At 46.3% G+C, this 20402-nt stretch carries 16 protein-coding genes; 6 read left to right on the top strand and 10 right to left on the bottom strand.

Translation table 11 applies throughout. The annotated features are described in order from the left end of the window. The first annotated feature begins 62 nt into the window (after nt 1-62). Nucleotides 63-317: a 30S ribosomal protein S20 gene (rpsT, locus tag AABK39_RS15670; protein WP_338392286.1), complete on the top strand. Its 255-nt coding sequence runs from the start codon at nt 63-65 to the stop codon at nt 315-317. A gap of 100 nt (nt 318-417) precedes the next feature. Beyond that, entirely contained in the window at nt 418-1116 is a 699-nt protein-coding gene (gene radC / locus AABK39_RS15665) for a RadC family protein (protein ID WP_338392285.1), read from the top strand. 78 nt (nt 1117-1194) lie between these two features. On the opposite strand, the gene AABK39_RS15660 is transcribed toward radC, so the two are convergent. The 6 genes from AABK39_RS15660 to AABK39_RS15635 form a co-directional block, all read right to left on the bottom strand. After that, entirely contained in the window at nt 1195-1833 is a 639-nt protein-coding gene (locus AABK39_RS15660) for an Ezrin/radixin/moesin family protein (protein WP_338392284.1), read from the bottom strand. A 95-nt stretch (nt 1834-1928) separates the two neighbouring features. Further along, complete coding sequence (fumC, locus tag AABK39_RS15655) at nt 1929-3332, bottom strand: class II fumarate hydratase (protein ID WP_338392283.1); 1404 nt, start codon at nt 3330-3332, stop codon at nt 1929-1931. A gap of 165 nt (nt 3333-3497) precedes the next feature. Continuing rightward, nucleotides 3498-4502, bottom strand: a complete 1005-nt coding sequence (gene obgE / locus AABK39_RS15650) for a GTPase ObgE (RefSeq protein WP_338392282.1) — start codon at nt 4500-4502, stop codon at nt 3498-3500. Between the two features lie 102 nt (nt 4503-4604). After that, on the bottom strand, nt 4605-5177 hold the full coding sequence (locus AABK39_RS15645) for an adenylate kinase (protein ID WP_338392281.1): 573 nt from the start codon (nt 5175-5177) through the stop codon (nt 4605-4607). A 111-nt stretch (nt 5178-5288) separates the two neighbouring features. Next, on the bottom strand, nt 5289-5816 hold the full coding sequence (gene hpt, locus AABK39_RS15640; RefSeq protein ID WP_338392280.1) for a hypoxanthine phosphoribosyltransferase: 528 nt from the start codon (nt 5814-5816) through the stop codon (nt 5289-5291). Nucleotides 5817-5925: 109 nt separating this feature from the next. Continuing rightward, on the bottom strand, nt 5926-6837 hold the full coding sequence (locus AABK39_RS15635; RefSeq protein ID WP_338392279.1) for a M20/M25/M40 family metallo-hydrolase: 912 nt from the start codon (nt 6835-6837) through the stop codon (nt 5926-5928). A 153-nt stretch (nt 6838-6990) separates the two neighbouring features. Between AABK39_RS15635 and upp the strand changes: the two genes are divergently transcribed. The 3 genes from upp (at nt 6991) to AABK39_RS15620 (ending at nt 9372) form a co-directional block, all read left to right on the top strand. Beyond that, the gene (gene upp, locus AABK39_RS15630) at nt 6991-7647 is read left to right on the top strand and encodes a uracil phosphoribosyltransferase (RefSeq protein ID WP_338392278.1); all 657 of its coding nucleotides are present in this window, start codon (nt 6991-6993) and stop codon (nt 7645-7647) included. A 111-nt stretch (nt 7648-7758) separates the two neighbouring features. Further along, nucleotides 7759-8706 carry a calcium/sodium antiporter gene (locus AABK39_RS15625; RefSeq protein WP_338392277.1) on the top strand — a complete coding sequence of 316 codons (948 nt, stop codon included), beginning with the start codon at nt 7759-7761 and terminating at the stop codon, nt 8704-8706. A gap of 258 nt (nt 8707-8964) precedes the next feature. Next, nucleotides 8965-9372 (top strand): hypothetical protein, encoded by a 408-nt coding sequence (locus AABK39_RS15620; RefSeq protein ID WP_338392276.1) that lies wholly within the window; start codon nt 8965-8967, stop codon nt 9370-9372. Nucleotides 9373-9455: 83 nt separating this feature from the next. On the opposite strand, the gene AABK39_RS15615 is transcribed toward AABK39_RS15620, so the two are convergent. From AABK39_RS15615 to AABK39_RS15600, 4 genes are all read right to left on the bottom strand, one after another. Next, nucleotides 9456-10814 (bottom strand): NfeD family protein, encoded by a 1359-nt coding sequence (locus tag AABK39_RS15615; RefSeq protein WP_338392275.1) that lies wholly within the window; start codon nt 10812-10814, stop codon nt 9456-9458. A gap of 141 nt (nt 10815-10955) precedes the next feature. Next, on the bottom strand, nt 10956-12422 hold the full coding sequence (locus tag AABK39_RS15610; RefSeq protein ID WP_338392274.1) for a RagB/SusD family nutrient uptake outer membrane protein: 1467 nt from the start codon (nt 12420-12422) through the stop codon (nt 10956-10958). Between the two features lie 11 nt (nt 12423-12433). Beyond that, nucleotides 12434-15676, bottom strand: coding sequence for a SusC/RagA family TonB-linked outer membrane protein (locus AABK39_RS15605; protein WP_338392273.1), 3243 nt, complete (start codon nt 15674-15676; stop codon nt 12434-12436). Nucleotides 15677-16178: 502 nt separating this feature from the next. Then, nucleotides 16179-19499 carry a UvrD-helicase domain-containing protein gene (locus tag AABK39_RS15600; RefSeq protein ID WP_338392272.1) on the bottom strand — a complete coding sequence of 1107 codons (3321 nt, stop codon included), beginning with the start codon at nt 19497-19499 and terminating at the stop codon, nt 16179-16181. A gap of 183 nt (nt 19500-19682) precedes the next feature. Between AABK39_RS15600 and AABK39_RS15595 the strand changes: the two genes are divergently transcribed. Continuing rightward, on the top strand, nt 19683-20372 hold the full coding sequence (locus tag AABK39_RS15595; RefSeq protein WP_338392271.1) for a hypothetical protein: 690 nt from the start codon (nt 19683-19685) through the stop codon (nt 20370-20372). Nucleotides 20373-20402 lie beyond the last annotated feature (30 nt).

Raw genomic sequence — 20402 nt, 5'->3', positions numbered from 1 at the left:
TTATTGTGGTATCTTTGCATTCCTAAATGAAGCATTGAAATTATTCGAAATTCATTAATAATATGGCAAATCACAAATCAGCGCTGAAGAGAATCCGTTCTGACCGTGCTAAGCGCCTGAGAAACAGGTACCAAAAGAAGACAACTAGAACTTTCATCAAGAAGTTGCAACACACAACTGACAAGACTGAAGCGCAGGAGTTGTTGAAGCAGGTTTCTGGTATGTTGGACAAGTTGGCTAAGCGTAACATCATCCACAAAAACAACGCTGCTAACAAGAAGTCTAAATTGACGAAGTTCGTAAACGGATTGGCTTAATCCTTACCGTTTAAAAGATATTGAAGCCTCACTCTTAAGAGTGAGGCTTTTTTTGTTACCTGATATTTTTTGCCGGCCCAAAACTTGCCGACTTCCCGGCATGGAACAGTATGAAGCCCCAACGGGGATAAAACAGTGGGCGGAAGAGGATAGGCCTAGGGAAAAATTGGCGATGAAGGGACGGGCGGCACTTACAAATGCCGAATTATTGGCGATTCTAATAGGTTCGGGGACAAAATCTCAATCGGCGGTGGACTTGGCCAAACATTTACTTAATACGGCTTCGAATAACCTCAGCGAACTTGCGCGGCAATCCGTAGACGATATGTGTTCCGTAAAAGGCATTGGCCCTGCGAAGGCGATTTCCATTACGGCGGCTTTGGAATTGGGAAGAAGACGAAAAGAGGCTGACCCTGTCCGCAGACTGAAAATAGCGTGCTCCCAAGACGCGTTCGAATGTCTTCGTCCTGACCTTATGGATCTTGCTCACGAAGAATTCTGGGTTTTGTTACTAAATAGGGCAAACGGAGTACTAAGAAAAAGAAAAGTGAGTGAAGGCGGAATATCAGGAACGGTAGCCGATCCGAAGCGGATTTTCAAAATGGCCTTGAATATACAGGCAAGTGCGGTGATTTTGGCCCATAACCATCCATCGGGACAGTTGAAGGCTAGTGATGCGGATATTCGGCTTACTAAGAAAGTGAAGCAGGCCGGTGAGTTTCTGGAAATACCTGTTCTGGACCATATCATCTATACCGATAACGGCTATCTGAGCTTCGCGGACAAAGGGTTGCTTTAATTTCGACACAAAAAAAGCGCTCGTATGAGCGCTTCTAGAATATTGTGAGGACTAGCCGTTACCGGCGGAAATTATATTTTACATTACGCCTTCGAGTACGTCTTTGATCGGTACACGCTTGTTGTTTTTGTAAGCGACAATCCAAGCGTCTTTTACACCCATCTCGCGAAGGTACTTTTTGAACGTGTTGGCGTTCCAGTAGTCGCGGAAGACTCCTAGCGTGATTTGCTGGGTACCGTCTTGGTTGATCTCTCCGCCAAAGCTTTCGGTATTGTCGAAGTATTTCGAAAGGTCTTTGTTGCGGAAAGCGCCGATCTGAACCCTGAAAGTTACACCTTTAGTGTAATTCTTGTTTTTGGCGGGTTTTGCCGGAGCCTCATCAACGGCGGTTTCGGTTTTGACTTCCCCGTTTTTGTATTTGTCCAATTGCGAGAGCAGTTGGCTTACTTCGGCCTCTTTGGCTTGGAGGTCTTTGTTGCGACTGTTCAGGCGCTCTTCCAAGCTGGAAATCTGACCGTTTTGCTCACTGCTTTTCGCTTGCAAAGCCTTAAACTCGTCCAGAAACTTCTTGTATTGTTCTGGACTGATTTTTTTAAGCTTGCGTTTCCACTCCTTCCGCTCTTTTTTCGACATCTCTTGGGCGACTGCTTGCTGGCTAACCCCGGAAAGCGCAAAGGCCGCCAAAAGGAAGCACAGGAATAGGATTTTGTGTCTCATCTTTATATTAATTAATCTTGCTATTTCTCGTAGTTAAATACGAATATAGCAAGATTAATAGGATATAAAAGTCTATTTGGGAATCCTTCCTTACCTTATTTTTCCACAGGCCCAATCATTTTGGAGGGAACGACCCATTTATCAAACTGCTCGTCCGTTAACAAACCAAGCGAAATCGCAGCTTCACGCAGTGTTGTGTTTTCGTTATACGCCTTTTTTGCGATTTTAGCTGCATTTTCATAACCAATGTGGGTATTCAGCGCAGTGACTAACATCAGTGAATTTTCTAACTGGGAGTTTATTCGCTCGGGGTTGGCCTGGATATTCACGACACAATTTTTTTCGAAGGAATCGCAAGAGTCTGCCAAAATCCGGGCAGATGTCAGCACATTGTGGATTATCACAGGCTTGAAAACGTTAAGCTGGAAGTGTCCGTTCGATCCGGCTACGGAAACCGCCACGTCATTGCCCATCACTTGTGCGCAAACCATTGTCAAAGCTTCGCATTGGGTCGGGTTTACTTTGCCGGGCATAATGGAAGACCCGGGCTCGTTAGCGGGCAGGATTATTTCCCCAATCCCTGAACGCGGACCCGAACCGAGAAACCGGATATCGTTGCCTATTTTCATTAAGCTTACGGCCAGTTGTTTCAAGGCTCCGTGAAGTTCCACCATTGAATCTTTGGTTGCCAAAGCCTCGAATTTGTTAGGGGCGGTGAGAAATGGAAGTCCCGTAAGTTTTGCGATTTTCTCCGCTACTTTTTCAGAATAGCCTTTTGGCGTATTAAGTCCTGTGCCTACGGCGGTGCCTCCAAGGGCTAATTCCGCTACATGCGGCAAAGTGTGTTTGATGGCTTTCAGAGCGTAATCCAACTGGGCCACATAAGCGGAAAATTCCATCCCTAATGTTAAAGGAGTGGCGTCCATTGTGTGGGTTCTCCCGATCTTGACAATGTCTTTAAACTCTTCTGATTTCTTCGCCAAAGAGTCCCGGAGTTTTCGAACCATTGGGAAAACCCATTCGTGGACGGCTTTGTAAGCGGCGATACTCATGGCTGTCGGAAAAGTGTCGTTTGAGGACTGGGATTTATTTACGTCGTCGTTCGGGTGTACGGACTTTTGTAAGTCGTTCAGAATTCCTCCGCTCAAAACGTGCGCGCGGTTGGCTACAACTTCGTTGACGTTCATGTTTGATTGTGTGCCCGAACCTGTTTGCCAGATCACTAGGGGAAATTGATCGTCCAGTTTTCCGTCCGTTATTTCATCGCAAACTTGAGCGATTAGCCGTGCTTTTTCTTCGGAAAGAACACCGAGTTCCGCATTGGTTAAGGCGGCGGCTTTTTTCAGAACGGCAAAAGCCCGAATCACTTCTATCGGCATTCTAGCTTTGTCTCCTCCTATTGTGAAGTTTTGCAATGAGCGCTGGGTTTGGGCTCCCCAATATTTTTCGGCGGGCACTTTGATTTCGCCCATTGTGTCGTGTTCGGTTCTGAAATCCATTGTTTTATGGTTTGGTGTCCATAAAGGAATCGATTTATGGGAGAAAAGTCACGGAATGAAAGCTCCAAGCCAAGTAAGAAATCGGACGTTTGGTGATTGTTGTACAATAAAAAAAGCCTTCCGATTGAGGTCGAAAGGCTTTCTGAAGCAGTGATATTGGGGGAATTACTCTTCGTCTTGTTTGTTGAGCATGTCCCAAAGTTTGTCTTTCAGCTCTGTAAGTCCCATATGGGCTACTGAGGAAATGAAGAGTACTTCAACGTCATCTGGAAGATCTTCTTTGAACTCTTCGATAAGTTCGTCGTCGAGCAAATCACATTTCGTAACGGCTACCAGACGCTTTTTGTCCAACAACTCTGGATTGTAGCGTTCCAGCTCGCTCAATAGTACGTTGTATTCCTTTTTCGGATCGTCGGTGTCGGCGGGGATAAGGAAAAGCAACGTCGAGTTTCGTTCGATATGGCGGAGGAAGCGTGTTCCGAGTCCTTTGCCTTCTGCGGCGCCTTCGATGATTCCGGGAATATCGGCCATCACAAACGACTTGAAGTCGCGGTATTCCACAACGCCCAAGTTAGGGACGATGGTGGTAAACGGATAATCTCCAATTTCAGGTTTTGCGGCTGACAGGACTGAAAGCAAAGTGGACTTTCCGGCATTTGGGAAACCAACCAAACCTACGTCGGCCAAAAGCTTCAATTCGAATACAACCCATTCCTCGATTCCCTCTTCGCCGGGTTGGGCGTAGCGTGGAGTCTGGTTGGTTGCGCTTTTGAAATTGTAGTTGCCCAAACCGCCACGGCCACCGGGAGTCAGGATTTGCTCTTCTCCATCTTCGGTGATTTCGAGTTTGATTTCCCCTGTCTCAATATCCTTGACAACCGTTCCCAAAGGAACTTCCAGTATGATATCTTGCCCTTCGGCTCCGGAACTGCATCCGCCGTCGCCCGGACGTCCGTCTGTGGCGATCACGTGTTTTTTGTAACGCAAGTGGAGCAAAGTCCAGAGTTGGCTGTTGCCACGGACGATAATGTGTCCTCCGCGTCCGCCGTTACCGCCGTCGGGCCCGCCTTTAGGGACGTGTTTTTCCCTTCGGAAGTGTACTGACCCGGCTCCGCCAGCGCCAGATCTGGAACACAAGCGTACGTGGTCTATAAAGTTTGAGGATGCCATATCAGATTTCTTTCTTCGTATTATGTATTTGCGGATACAAAAAGAACCCGTCTGTGCGTGACCGGTTCTTTTGATGCAAGGCGGAAGCCCTGGCTTTTTTGATTAAAGCTTGTCGATTTCGGTCGCAATGTCGCCGAAAATTCTGTCGATAGATCCAACGCCGTCGATAGCGCGGAATTTGCCTTGCTCGTTGTAATAATCAGCTACGGGCTTAGTCTCGCTTTTGTAAACGTTGATGCGGTTGTTGATTTTTTCAACGCTTTGGTCGTCGGCACGGCCAGAGCTTTTGCCACGTTCCAAAATGCGGTTGCGGAGTTCGTCGTCTTCCACTTCCAAAGCGATCATGCCTGAGATAGGCGTCTCTTTGGCGTTGAGAAGCTTGTCCAGCGCTTCGGCTTGAGCTACAGTACGAGGGAATCCGTCAAAGATGAAACCTTTAACGTCTTTAGTTTCCTGCAGCTTGGCGTCAACCATGTCGATCACGACCTCGTCAGGCACCAAGTTACCGTTGTCCATGTATTTCTGGGCCAACTTCCCAAGTTCCGTCCCTTCGCCCAAGTGCTTACGGAAAAGATCTCCGGTAGAGATATGGCACAGGTCGTACTTCTCGATGATCTTTTCGCTTTGAGTCCCTTTGCCGGCGCCCGGAGGGCCGAACAATACGATATTCAACATAATACGAAGGATTTAGAAATCTGTGACTTGGGGAGCCGGAAAAACAGTCTTCGCCCGCACCGGGAACGGCCGTGGCGAATCGGAACCCCGAGCCTATATTAATTATCTGATTTAAGCCAGTTGGTAAATCGCGTCGAGATTTCGTCCGTATCCGTCGTAGTCGAGGCCGTAACCCACCACGAACTTGTTCGGAATGTCGAATCCGACGTACTTGATATTAATTTTCTTGGTGTAAGCTTCAGGCTTGAAAAGCAGAGAAGCAACCTCGATTGAGGCGGGTCCAAGTTCTTCCAGTACATCGTGCAGGTGGACCATGGTGTTGCCGGTATCCACGATGTCCTCGATGATAATTACGTGACGGTTGAAGATGTTCTCGCTAAGTCCGATGACTTCCTTGACATTTCCCGTGCTACGCATCTCGCTATAAGAGGCCAGCTTCATGAACGAAATTTCCGAAGGAGTGTCAACTTCCCTTAGTAAATCGGCGGCAAACATGAACGAACCGTTCAGGACGGCGATGAACAAGGGATTTTTCCCCGCATAGTCCTCGTCAATCTTATTTCCCAGCTCCGCAATCCTCTGCGCTAATCTTTCTGGTTCAATGTAACTGACGAACTCCTTATCCTTGACTTTCATCATATTGAAGTTAGTGAAACGCTTCCTTTTTCTAAGGAAGTCGCAAATATAAGACAATTCTTTGAGGATCAGAAAAAATCCTGCGCAATAGGCGTTTGGGCCGTTTGTTGGCTCAGAGCTCCCGCATCAAGATTTCGTAGAGTCCGATCATCGACTCGATGTCTTTTTTCGACACCGTCTCGAAAGGGCTGTGCGGATCAGCCGACGGTGGGCCGATGAAACACCAATCCACCGGATAGGGCGAACGTTGGAGTTCCCTTCCGTCACTGCCTCCCGAAGCTTCGACTTCGAGCTGATAAGGGATTTCCGATTTTTTTGCGATGTCCAGAATCCTTTTTACAAAAGTGTAACGGGGAATTCCGCTGTCGCGTAATGATACCGCCACCCCTTCGCCGATATGGACGCCGTCCGTAGCCCAAGTCACGTCGGAGACCAAAGCCTGTTTTAATCCGAATCTTTCGTACAACAGGCGTGCCGCTACCGAAGCGGTTCCTCCGCCGTGTTCCTCATAGGTACTGAAAACCAATGCACCGTGCTCTAGGTTTTCGGCAATTTTGAGGGCGTTGTACACCCCGAGCCGGTTATCGAGGCTAGGTGACCTGACAACGGTGGCGTTTTCGTTGAAATCGGGTTTGAAAATCAGACTTGTTCCTCGGTCGATTTCTCTCGAATAGCGATACCTGACACGGCCTTCCGCATCAACCGTCAGTTCGCATTCAATATCTCCCAAACCGTCTTTTCCGGTTAGGATATAGCCGTTTTCCGCTTCCGGTCCGCCAATCGGTACCAATTGGTCATTGTACCTTACGGTAAAGCCAATGCTGTCGGTGTGGGCGTATACCGCTGTGCGGGGTTTTCCGAAAACGAGGATAACCATATCCTGCGTCTCGTCTCCGTGTATGATTTCCGGTGTTGTTTTCCAGTTCGAAGAATGCGTTTCAACATACTTCAGAATAAATTCGGCCATTCGGAATTCCTCGCCTGATGGGGAGTGTATGGCGCATAGTTGTCGTAACAATTCCATGAGATGTTGCGTTGCCGTTTTTAGTGAGGCAAAGTTAGTCGATGCCCCCGTCATTTCCGACTGTTGGCGGAGCGGGGATTTTGCCGGCCCCTTTGGCTTGGATCGAAAATGGGTTATCTTTGCCGTGAACGATTAACGAAAACACCTGATACTGTGGAGATATTCAGTCTTAATGAAAGCGCGTCGGTTGCAAATCAGTTTTTGGCGGAGCTTCGGAACGTTGAAGTGCAGAATGACAGCATGCGCTTCCGGAAAAACCTGAAGCGCCTTGGCGTGCTTATGGCTTATGAGATCTCGAAATCATTGAAATACGAGAAAAAGGAGTTTACGACGCCTTTGGCTAAAACGGAGATACCGGTATTGGAACACCAGCCGATCCTTTTGCCTATTTTGAGAGCGGGACTTCCGTATTACGAGGGATTTCTTGACGTGTTTGACAAGTCTTACAGCGGATTTATCGGAGCGTACCGCCGTAAGGCTGATGACGCTCCCGACGGTTTTGACATTTATCTGGGATACAGCGCTTTTCCGGATATGACCGACAAGGAGTTGATTATCATCGACCCGATGTTGGCTACTGGACAGTCGTTGGCGAAATCATTGAATAAAGTGCTTGAGTTCGGAAAGCCGAAAATGGTGCATATCGCCGCCGTTTTGTCTTCGCCTGAAGGGGTGGAGTACCTTGCGAACAATGTTGAGGCCCCTTGCCGTTTGTGGACATGTGCAATGGACGAGAAGCTTAACGAAAAGGCTTATATCGTGCCCGGTTTGGGTGATGCCGGAGACTTGGCGTACGGAGAAAAACTTTAAGATTTTTGGCCGGGGTTAACCGTCTCGGCACGTTACCGGCCCCGTTTACATCGGGGCCGTTCTTTTGCCTAAAACAAACCACGCGGGCGCATACCGCATTAATCGCTTTATATGATCACTGATATAGTCATGCTTGTGGTGGGACTTTGCGTCCTCATCTTCGGAGGGGATTTTTTAGTCAAAGGCTCCTCACGGATTGCGTTGGGCATGAACATTCCACCGTTTATCGTAGGGCTTACCGTAATTGCGTTCGGTACTTCCGCTCCCGAGCTATTCATCAGCGTACAGTCGGCCTTGGCTGGCAGTTCCGACATAGCCATAGGGAATGTTATAGGATCGGATATCTGTAACCTTGGGCTTGTGTTGGGTTTGACTGCCATAATCTGCCCGATTTCCGTAGGGAAAAACAGCATAAAGATGGATTGGCCCGTGATGATGTTTTCGGCGATTATGGTTTACGTGTTTGCGCTGGAAGGGGAATTTAAGGCGTGGGAAGGGGCGGTGTCATTCGCTATTCTTATTGTTTATCTTTTTTATACTGTTACCAAAGGAAGGAAAAAGGCTTTGGTGGAAACTGAGGATCCGGACCTGTTGGAGGCCGAGGATCACCCTTACCCGAAATGGAGAAGCATTCTTTATATGGTTTTGGGAGCGATTGGACTTTATTTCGGATCAGAATGGTTTGTCGGAAGCGCCAAAACCCTTGCTGTAGGGTTGGGAGTGAGCGAGCGTGTAATAGGCGTGACAATTGTGGCTTTGGGAACCAGTTTGCCCGAGTTGGTAACGTCAGTCATTTCTGCTTTCAGAAAGCAAACCGACTTGGCTTTGGGTAATCTCTTGGGCTCGAATATTTTTAACAATTTGGCCATTCTGGGGGCTACCGCTATGGTAAAGCCTATTGGGGTCGGTCCGGAAATCCTGAGGGTCGATATGGTGTGGATGCTTCTGTTCTCTTTGGCCGTTCTGCCTATGATGGTTTCCCGAAAAAGTGTTTCGAAGGTTGAGGGAGTGATCTTGTTGGGAAGTTACGGGGTCTATACATATTTTGTTCTTGTCTGATTCGCAAACTCAGTTATACGAGGTGACAAAACTGTCCGTTATGAAAGTGTAAGCCCGACTCTTGTGAAGTCTGGTGATCATATTTGCATTTTTCGTAACCTATTCAGCTTAAGTCGGGTTGAAAAACGTAGGTGCCGTTTACAAATGCGTTTGTAAATAGGTGTGAGAATCTATGTTTGATTTTAAAGAAAAGAGGAGAGAAGTTTGGGGTTCATGTGGGAACAAGTGTTGCGAATAATGCCGGCTTATCTGTCGAGCATGTTTAAGTTTATCGGCGGGCCGGTGATCGGTACCGCTATGAATCTGAGTTTTTTTGAAATGTGGGGCGCTACGGTAGCGGGGATGATGACTACAGTTATTGTATTGTCGTTTTTCCATTCCGGGATTCGCAAGGTTCTCAGCAAGATTCCGCTGGGGCGAAAACGAAGAGGGAAGCCATTGTTCACTCCCAATAGGCGAAGGTTTGTTAAGGTGTGGAAGCTTTGGGGAGCGCCGGGTGTGGCGTTTTTGACGCCAGTGCTTTTTTCTCCGATAATAGGCACGCTGGTGGTTGTGGCTTTCGGAGTGCGGCCAAGCAGAATAATGATTTATATGGGCCTGAGCGCAGCGTTTTGGGCTATGGTAATCTGTTTCTCTTTCGGGGAGATTATCACGTTCTTGGGCTAGTGCCAGAGCGAGATATAACACAAAAGAAAAGCGAGAAGACAGAATCTTCTCGCTTTTCTTTTGTGGCAAAACAAGTTGATAAATTAATCGATATTCTTGACTTGCAAAGAATTTCCTGACTCTCCAATGACAACAACTTCATCATTCTTGTCGATGAACTCTCCTCTGCTATAGGCGTCATATAGTTCGCCGTCAATCATGATTTTACCGCTTGGGCGCAGTCTAGAATAGACTTTCCCTTTTACACCGACCATTGATTTGTTTTTGAAGTTCGCTGTATAGCCCTGTTTGCGGTCTTGTGTATCCTCCAAGGATAATTTGCTGAAAGATGCGATTTTTTTAGCTTTTGCCCCGAGAATTGAGGCCATTACAATAGCCGAGACCATTGCGCCGAGAATGGAGGCTGTGGCCCGTGTGATGTCTTCGCCCGAGACGTATGAAAAGTCAAACAAGTCGTTGTCGAGCATCACCAAGATTAGAGAGCTTACGATAAGCGTAATTCCGGCAAAACCGGCAACGCCAAAGCCGGGAATCACAAATATTTCGACCGCAAGCAACGCCAAGCCGATGAAGAAAATCACCATTTCCCAATTGGCGGCGAGACCGTTGAGGTAGTAAGGCACAAAATAGAGTACCAAGGCAATAACGGCGGCGAGTAGGGGAAATCCGACCCCAGGAGACTGTAGCTCAAAGTACAGTCCGCCTAAAATGATCATCACCAAAATTCCGCTGACAAACGGGTTTAGGAAAATCGAGATAATTTTTTCCGAAGAGGAAAGTTCAAACCTTTGGATTTTATAGTCCTTGATGCCGACACGAGTCAGTATGCCTTCGATATCTTTTTCTTGGGCTTCGCAGAAACCGTATTTTATCGCCTCGGAAGTAGTGAAGGTAATCACTTTGCCCTCTTGTGAGATACTGTCGATCTGAATGTTTTGATCCACCATAGCTTCCGCTATTCTTGGATCGCGCCCGCGGGCCTCGGCGGTAGTCCGCATTACGGACCTCATGTAGGATTGGTACTTGTCCGGAGCGGCTTTTCCTTCGCCGGTAACCACGGTTGCGGCGCCGATACTGGCACCCGGCGCCATATAGATGCTGTCGCAAGCGATAGAGATCAAGGCGCCTGCGGAGGCAGCGTCTTTGTCGATAAACACGTAAACGGGCCTGTCAAGATTAAGGAGCCTTGTCCGAATGTCGTCGGCGTCGTTTACGGCACCTCCGTAAGTGTCCATCTCTATGATTATAAGGTCGGCGCTGTCCCGTTTCGCTTGGTTTAGCGCTAAGTCGACCCGCCGGTTCATCCTCGGGTCGATGGTGTCGTCTATTTTGAAGATGAAAACGTTTGTCGGGCGGTTTTGGGGCCAGGGGGTGGCGTTGAGAGAGTTGAGCGTCCCAAAAAGAGAAAACAGAAATAAGATTTTAAGAACCAAGTGTTTCATAAGGTGTGAGGTCTTACCGTAAAAAACGAAAGCTAAATGTATTCGTTGAAATTGACAAAAATTGAATTGGCTCTATTTGGAAATAATGAAACAAAAAAAGAGCGATTTTTATAATCGCTCTTTTTTGTCAACTTAATATTATTACAAGTGTGGGTTGTTTTGTATCTCTTGGATTGGGATTTCCATTGTGAGTCTATCATCGTTATATGGTACTGAGATATTCTCAAAAAGGTGTCCTTCTCTAGTGATAGTCGCTTTGTTACGCTTCATCGCTAAGTAACTCTTTCCTTCGCCCCAAAGCTCGATTCTCAACTGCTTGTAGATTTCGTCTTTGAGAGCTTGGCCAGAAAGACTGCTTACATAAGAAGGATCACTATCGCGTTTCGAGACTAATTCAAGCAAAGCTGCCTTAGCGGTCGCATCATCTCCAGCTTTTGCAGATGCTTCAGCTTTTAACAAGTACATCTCTTCAATCCTCATGTAGACATAATCAGTTGTAATGTCACCTTGTCCACCAACTTTTCTTTCAGGATGATAGAACTTGTTAATTGGGAGATATTGACCTCCGCTGGCAGCGAACTGGTCTTTTCTTCCGTCAGTATCCCTTATACTTTTGTACAGACCGTGGTCCATCCCTTTTCTGTCACCAGCCATCGCATAGCTGTACGTGTAGATGTCCATCTGTCCCCACCAAGAACGCAAGTCAAGGTCGTTAGCTAGCTTGATATCGAATCCCCATATCCATGATGGAGTGCTAACATTATTAAAGCCATTAGACGTTAGTTCATCTTTTGGAAGAATAGGGTACTTAGATGAAGAAATGACAGCGTCAGCCGCAGCTACTGCTTTTGCGTAATCCCCTGTAGTTGCATATACGTATGCAAGGAGACCATTTACAACATCTTTGTTTACGATATTTTTATCTCCCGCTTCATTTCCTCTTTCAAAATCCGCTAAGTACATCTTTGCGTCTTCCAGGTCCTGAATGATGGTGTCATACACCTCTTTTCCTGTCGCTAAAGGCTCAGCTTCATCCGAGACAGTTGTATACAACGGCAAAGTAGGCTCGCTAGGGTTGTATTCATTGGCATAGAGGTTGGCCAAATAGTAATATGCGTAAGCTCTCATGGCTTTGGCTTGGCCAAGATTGTGCTTAACATCATCGTTTTTTGCCTTGCCGTTTTCATCTACTGATGCGTCAATGATAATATTCGCATTAAAGATGATACGGTAATAGTAACGCCATGGTCTGTAGTTTTCGGTTTCCGAATAATTTACGGTCACCTTCATACGGGTTACATCTTCATACCAGCCGTATCTTACTCCTGTCAGAACCATGTCTCCACTGAGCAAATCCGAATAAATATCGTATCCTTTTTGCCCAATGTCATCATGTCCTGTTGTGCCACCAGTACCACGGTTGATCATCAAAGTATAAAGCCCAGCAACACTACCGTTAAGCAAGTCAGGATTATACTTTGCAGCCTCGTCAAGACCTTTGTCGGAAAGGAATTCTGTAATATCCGTTTCCAAATAGTCGTCAGAGCACGCAAACAGCATTGTGGCGGGCAAGACTATTGCAGAAATGAGTTTATATATTTTTCGCATAAGATCCAGAATTAGAAGTTAACTTTTAGGCCACCAGTAAATGTAGCGAGAGGTGTGTAAGTGTACACACTTGAAGTTCCCGCTTCAGATGTTATCGGGTTGAATCCGTCTCGTTTTGAGAATACCCAGAGGTTGTCTCCAGACACCCAGAACTGCACTGATTTCAGAGACAGTTTTTCCGCAACTTTAGAAGGGAGTGAGTAACCTAGTCTGATGTTGTTAAGTGCTAAGTAGTCACTTTTCGTAACGAATCTTGAGGATGCAGACGACACGTTAGTGTTCTCCCCAGCAGTCAAGGCTGGAACATCTGTAACGTCACCTGGTTTTTGCCATCTATTACGGATATCAGTATGCCAGTTATTGTTACCTGGAGTATTATCACCCATAAGACCTGCGTACTGCCTGTCATAAGCGTAACCGCCTAAGCTGTAAAGGAATTGCGTAGAAAGCGAGATGCCTTTATATCCAGCGTTGAAGCCAAATGCTCCCCTGACTTTAGGAATAGTCGTTTTGTCAAGGTACATCCTTGTTGCGTCAGAGTAATCGGTCGTGAGTTCCTTTTTAATCTCTTTTCCTTCTGGGACTTTTTCGGCCTCATCATGTAATGATTTGATGGTAGTCTTCACTGACTCGCCATTTTCTATTGTCTCATAGTAATAGCGCTCCCATTGAGATTTACCTGTCTGCGGATCAACACCTGCAAACTTTGTCGTGTAGATATCGTAGAGTGAGCGACCTTCTGAACGTCCGAAATAGCTGTCGATATCAATCTTTTTAGGCTCGCCAGTAGCAGGCTCTATAGGCATCTTAGTGATCTCGTTGTCTTCAATAGCACCATTAATGTTGAAGCTAAGATTGAAGTCGTGCGTTTTGATAATGTCGGCGTTCAAAGAGAATTCAATACCTTGGTTTCTCATCGAACCGTCATTAACCTTGATAATCGCATAACCCAAAGATGGAGCTGTTCTTCTGTCAAATACGAGGTCCTCAGTGTCTTTTCTATACACGTCAACCGATCCACTAATGCGGTCGAAGATTTGGAATTCGAATCCAGCTTGCAACATCTTGGACGTTTCCCAAGTCAAGTCAGGATTACCTTTGTAATCAAAAGACAAAGCGATCTTGTCGTTGTTGTTCTGAACTTTGAACCTGTTATAACCAGGATAGTAGCTTGTGCCTTGGTCACCGATAATACCGTAACTAGCTTTTAACTTCAAGAAGTCTAACCAGCCAACAGAAGAGAGAAAGTCTTCTTTAGAAATGGCCCAAGCAAGACCCAATGAACCGAAATTTCCCCATTTGTTATCGCCCAAGAATCTTGACGAACCGTCACGTCGAACAACCATTTGAACGAAATACTTCTCGTCAAAGTCATACTTCACTTGGCCAAAGAAACTTTCCAAGGTGTAATCTTCGATATAAGATCTTCCAGGAGTGCTAACGACACCATTGTTTAATTCTCTTCCAAATGGGTCAGCCAAGTTGCTCATTGAAGTATACAAGTACTTGTACTCGAAAAGGGTGTTTTCGTGAGCGGCAAAGGCAGAAATATTGTGCAAGCCATAAGACTTGTCGAAGTTCAACATTTTGAGCCATGTGTAAGAGAATGTCTCGTATTTATTCTTAGTGATGCTACCGCCACGACCTTCTCCAAGTCCGTAAAAGGCATTGTTCAAGCGGTCCCTTGAACTGTTACGGAACTGCAATCCGAAGCTAGTGCTCGCACTAAGCCAATCTGTAAAGGTTGCCTTAACACGGCCTTTTGCAGAAACTTCATGAACAATTCTCTCGTCCACGTTAAAGTTAGTAGTAGCGACAGGGTTAGCGAGTGGGCTAAACCCTCTTTGACCTGATCCGTTTCCATCACCAAGGTCATATCTGTAACCACCAAGTACTTTATCCTCAATCAGTTTTCCGTCTTCGTCACGAATGTAGACAGGATAGATTGACGGAATGTTATTTAGGTACCAGAATCCATTTGCTGAGTCTTCAGTCTGACCTGGAGAGTTTCTTTCAGAGCGAGTATAGCCCAAATTCATATCACCACTTAACCAAGAACGGATTTTGTGGCTCACATTAACTCTACCTGTGTAACGCTTAAAATCAGAGTTGATATAATATCCCTGATCATCCAAGAGTCCAAAAGACGTATAAAATTGACTCTTGTCATTACCGCCACTAAACTTAACATTAAGCTCGGTTCTTTTTGCGTTGTCAAAGAGGTGGTCTTCCCAGCTTTCAGGGGTGTATTTTCTGGTGATACCGTTGTTGAATTGTCCTGTTGCAGGGTTGATAAGAGCGCTTCCTTCAGCATTCCACATGTTGTAGAAAGGCGAAATACCTTCAGCAGTGTTGAACAATGACGTGTTTGCGTATTGAACTGCGTCATTAAATTTTGGGTCAACTGTACTTTTCTGCTGGTTCAGAAGAGCTTTGTTACGCAAACCTTGCCAAGTCAGTTCCGTGAATTCCTCTGGAGAAGAGATTACATCATATTCAGAAAGCAATCTCATATTGGTGCCAAATTTGGCTTCGACTTCGATGTCTGATTTTCTAGAACTACCTCTCTTCGTTGTAATAACAACAACACCGTTAGCGCCCCTTGATCCATAAATAGCAGTCGCTGACGCATCTTTCAAGATTGTCATAGACTCAATGTCTGAAGGGTTCAATGAGCTGATGTTACCATTAAAAGGCAGGCCATCTACAACATAAAGAGGAGCACGGCTACCATTAACAGAACCATAACCACGAATACGGATCGTAGGTGCTGTGCCAGGCTGCCCAGAAGTGTTGATAACTTGAACACCAGCGGCCTCACCAGCAAGGGCTTGGGCAACGTTAGCTACGTTTTTTGCTTCAAGCTTTTTTGCGTCTACTTTGACAGCTGTACCTGTAAATGTATTTTTCTTTGCTTCTCCATAACCGATAACCACAACTTCTTCGAGTTGCTTAAGGTCAGCAGTCATGACCATGTCAATTTTGGATTGACTTCCGATTTTAATCTCTTCAGTCACAAGTCCGATAAATGAGAAGGCCAAGATCTTAGAATCAGCGGGAGCCTTGATCGTGTATTTACCGTCAATATCCGTTATCGTGCCGATCGTTGTTCCTTTGACCCGGACACTTACTCCAGGAATAGGCTCACCTGATTCCTCTGCGGTCACGGTACCCGAGACCGTTTTTTCCTGCGCTAAGACTACGCTTAGGGACAAGAAAAATACTGTGCATAATGCAAGTAATCTTTTACCCATATTTTACAAATTCAAAATGGTTGATGAGTGGTTTAAAAATTGCGATTCTTGTCCCAATATAGAATAATATTTGCCTAAAGAACAATAATTGAATATTACATGATACTAAATTACCGTTTGATGGCATGTTTTTGATATGGATCAATACTGGATATTCGTAAATTTTTTAAAAAAGAAAACCTGATATATGTCACGAATTAATATTTCGGTAAGATTTCTTACTCTATAGTGTAAATAATGTAAAAATAAAAAACGAGCACGATGGGGATAACAATTTTTAGTCTTATTCGTTGAATATCGTCTTTTACAGGTATTTTCTTTGGTTTGCCTCCGTAAAATAGTGGCCACTTTGTAGGGATATATAATCTTATATAAGTGAAATTAGTCACAAAAAAATAATGTGTAAAAGTACAGCTGAAATTCTCGTCTCTTTAAGAGTGGTAAATAGTAAGGATGACTGGTTTTAATCTTGTGAGAGTCGCTGTTGAAATAAGAGGGCGGGTCAGACGATCTTAACCACTTCCATATCCTCCAAGTAAAGCAAATACCCTTCGATTTTCTTATAGCCCATCTGCGCCAACAGCTTTGTGTAGTCTCTTACTTGGCGAATGTCTTGGCCTTTGCGGAAGCCTGTTTTGTAATCGACTATAACGGCCTCGTCATCTTTGAGCATTACGCGGTCTAGGCGGGCAAGTTCGCCGCTTTCTGGGAGTATGGGGACTTCCGTTTTTACGGTCCAGTCTTCGGCGAACCAGCCTTTTATTTTTTCGTGGTTCACTAACGCCACCAGTTTTTGGCGGAGGAAGTTGCGCTCTTCGGAATCGATTAGGCCGTTTTGGTGGTATTCGTCTAAGGCACTATCCACATGCTCAGGTCGGATCACTAGCGAGAGGATGTCGTGGAGCAGGATTCCGTAATTGATGCGGGAGCGTTCGCCGTGGAAGTCTTTGTTGAAAAAGTCTTGGGACTTGCGGGCGATTTCCAGCCGGTTTCGCCAATCGTAGCTGTTGTATTCGTTTAGCGATTGGGTGCCGGCGGGTTCTTTTTTCTTCTTGGTATTTATTCCTTCAAGGTTGTTGAGCTCGAAGCGGTTTTCGGGCGCTTGCCAATATTGCCCGAGGTCGATGATGGTTTCGGCGGTGGCGGGATGGTCCATTACGTAGCGGATCAGCTGGTGGACACCTTTTATCTTTAGGTTTCCTTTTTTGTCCGTAGGGGCATCGTCCGGAGCGATGAGCCATAGGCATTCCTCGGCGCGGGTGAAGGCTACGTAGAGAAGGTTGAGGTTATCGGTATAGCTTTTTACCTGTTCGCGGTAATAGTCCGTGGCGTAGACCGTTTCGCCGAGTTTGCTTCCGTAGTTGATCGGCAGTCGGCGGATTTCGTCGAAAGGCTGTACGTTGGTCGGGCACCAAAGCACGTTTTGGTGGTGCGGGTTATGGTCGATATCCCAATCGCAGAAGGGGACGAGCACGACTTTGTACTGAAGGCCTTTGGACTTGTGGATGGTAAGCACGCGCATGGCGTCCAGATCTTCCGACATTTTCACGGATTTCTTCCGGCCTTTTTCGTCCCACCATTCCACAAAACTTGAAAGGTCGTCGGCTTGGTTATCTGCGAATTCGGCTACGGTATCTTGGAACGCTTGAAGGTATGCGTTTTCGCTTTTTATGGCGCTGAGGTTGAAAATCCGGGCCAATGTCTCCGTTAATTCTCCCAAAGGAAGCTTTAATAGGAACTCTTGTTCGAACCTAAAATCGGCAGGTAGAGTGTCGTCTGCGTATTCTTTGTCGCTTAAGCTATCCGCTTCGGCGTCTTTGTCCAGTATATATGTATTGTATTCGTAAGCCAACGAATTTTTGGCGATACGGTTTTTCGGATCGCGCAGGGCCCGGAAAGCATGCAGAAGTATGCGGACGACGGAAGCGTTGCGAAGATAAAGCGACTCGGAAGACACGACTTCGTAGTTAACGCCTTCTTTCGCTTTTTCAGATTTGGCGTAGTCGATCATCCTGTCGGTGATCATTGTGCCTTGATAGGCGTTGCGGACCAAAAAGGCGATATCGGAAGCGGCGTAACCTTTTTCCTGGAGGGATTCTATGATGGAGGGGATCCGTTCCAAAGTGATTTCTTTCGGAGTCATTTCCTCGCCGTCCTCGTTTTCCTCTTTTCCTACGAAATCCATCCGGACGTAACCGCCGAACTCTCCGGGCTTGTTTTTTTTGTGCTCGGGAAATTTCTGGAACACATCTTCGTAAGCGAGGGAAATCTTCTTAGTCTGTTCGTTCAGGTATTCCCTTACTTCCTGAAATTCCAGATCTTCCTGTTTTTGTTGGGCTTGTTCCTCAAGGACTTGGGGTGCACTTGCGAAAAAAGCGTTGTTGAAAGCGATGACGTTTTCGCAACTTCTCCAATTGGTATCAAGGTTTCGGATTTCGGTTTCGCCTTCCTGAATGTCTTGTGTCACTTGGTGTTGGAGCAAATCGGCGTCGCCGCCACGCCAGCGGTAGATGGATTGCTTTACGTCGCCGACCAAAAGGCTCAAGTTCGTCTCTATTTCGCCGTTGTCTTTCATTATTCCTTCGGAAAGGCTGTTTTGGATCAACGGCTTGAAGTTTCCCCACTGGTAGCCCGAGGTGTCCTGGAATTCGTCTATAAGGTAGTTTTTGAACTTCGTTCCGACTTTTTCATAAATAAATGGGGCGTCGTTTTCCTCAATAATCCGGTTCAGGAATTCAGACGAGTCGGAAATCAGCATCACCTCGTTTTCCAAACGGTATTCGCGGAGTTTTTTCGCCAAATCGCTCATGATCCCGAATGCGTAAACGTTGCGCAGAACCTCGCGGGCCGTATGGTAGATATATCCTTTGTCTTGGTAATACCTGATCGCGGACGTGAGGGCGTCGTTCATATCGGCGTAAGCCTGGTCAATCAGCGCCCGTTTTCCGGCGGGAGTGCTTTTGGTCGCCCATTTCCCGATGTTGTCAGCGGCGGAGATAGCCCTGCTTCCGGGTTTGAACTCGGATTTTGAGGCGAGTTTCTGAAAGTAATTGGCGAAGCTGGATTTTTTGTAAGGGAAATCATCTAGCGTAAGTCCCAAATCCCGCATTACGTCAAGGGCTTTCCTGCCGAAACCGGCCATCTTTTCCTCGAATTCGGCGCTGATGACGTAGATTTTTTTGAGGAACGAAGGAATAAACTCCGGATCCTCGGTCACTTCGAGGATGTCCCTCTCAATGGCCTTGAACTCCTCTTTGAAAAGCTCGCGCCCGAATTCCCGGATCGTGTGCCTGAGATCCCAGCCTTTGCCGTCTTCCACTTTTCGTTCCGCAAACTGACGAAGCCATTTGGACAAGCGTTTGTCCTGTCCCACGTCGGCGATTACCCTGTCCACGATATCGTCGAGCACTTTGTCCTGGTCAAGTTCCAGTTGTGTTCCTCCCTGAAGACCAAGTTCTTTGGTGAATGCCCGGATGACGTCCTGAAAGAAACTGTCGATCGTTTTGACCGAAAAGTGAGTGTAGCCGTGAAGGATATTCGAAAGCACGCGCCCGGAGCGTTGCCTGAGTTCCTCGACATCTATTTCCAGCCTTCCCGCTATTTCTTCCGCCATTCCGGTTTCGCCACCTAAGCTGATGTCGTGCAGGAATTCGATGATCCTCGACTTCATTTCCTGCGTGGCTTTGTTGGTAAAAGTCACCGCCAGAATATGCTTGAAATGGAAGTCGCCCCTGAGCGCCAGCGTCAGGTATTCCTTTGACAAGGTGTAGGTTTTGCCGGATCCGGCGGACGAACGGTATATAACGAAACTTCCTTGCGACATATTTTTATAGGATCATCGGAACGTAAAAGGGCGAAATCAGTTCTCTGGATAGGGTTTGGCCTCTTGGTGTGCAAAAGTACGCATAACCGGCGGTTCGGCTGAAATTAATTCGGGTGAATTGTGGGGAAAGCCTTAGGTGATTGTTATCGAATTTAATAGCCAAAACATCAATTAGGAGTAATCATGAGAAAAATTCATCGAATCGGCCTAATCGCGTTCAGCTTAGTGTTACTGTTCGGCCTAAACTCTTGTTCCAATACGTCGTTGATTTCCAGTTGGGAAAACTCAAAATTCAAAGGAACTCAAATCAATAGCTTTGCGGTAGTGTCGATGCTGGGTAAGCGACTCGACAACACGGCGTTTTCGCAAGGCGTGATAGAGGCGTTTGGAAAGGAGGACATTAAAGTAGAGGACGGTTCCACTATGTTGGATCTGAAGAAGAAATACAAGAATAACGAGGAGTTTGAGGAGGCGATGAAGAAGCTCGACGTGGGCGCCGTTATGTTTTTCAGGCTTTTAGGTCTTCAGAAAAACAAAACGTATACACCGCCATCGCCGGATTTTGGACCGTACGGTTATTGGGGCGGAGGCCCATACGGCTATTATTTTCCTCAACCGTACGCGTATTATTATTGGTACCCTAGCTGGAGGTTGTCGCAAAGCCCTGGATATTGGACCGAAACAAAGACATACCAGATAGAGGTAGCGATTTATACTTGTCAGGAAGACCGTTTGGTTTATACGGCAAGAACGGATACGATTGAGCCGACAGGGTCGGTTCAGTTAGGCCAGTCCATTGGAAAGAAAGTCGTTAAGGATTTGATGAAACTGGGTATTGTTCCCGGAGGGAAAAAGAAAAAGAAGAAGAAATAGGGATTTCGGAGTTGCTAATTGTCTTTGAGA

Source organism: Fulvitalea axinellae (assembly GCF_036492835.1).
Lineage (GTDB): Bacteria > Bacteroidota > Bacteroidia > Cytophagales > Cyclobacteriaceae > Fulvitalea > Fulvitalea axinellae.
The sequence above is the reverse complement of the archived record's forward strand: the minus strand, read 5'-3'. Positions and strand labels throughout refer to the sequence as shown.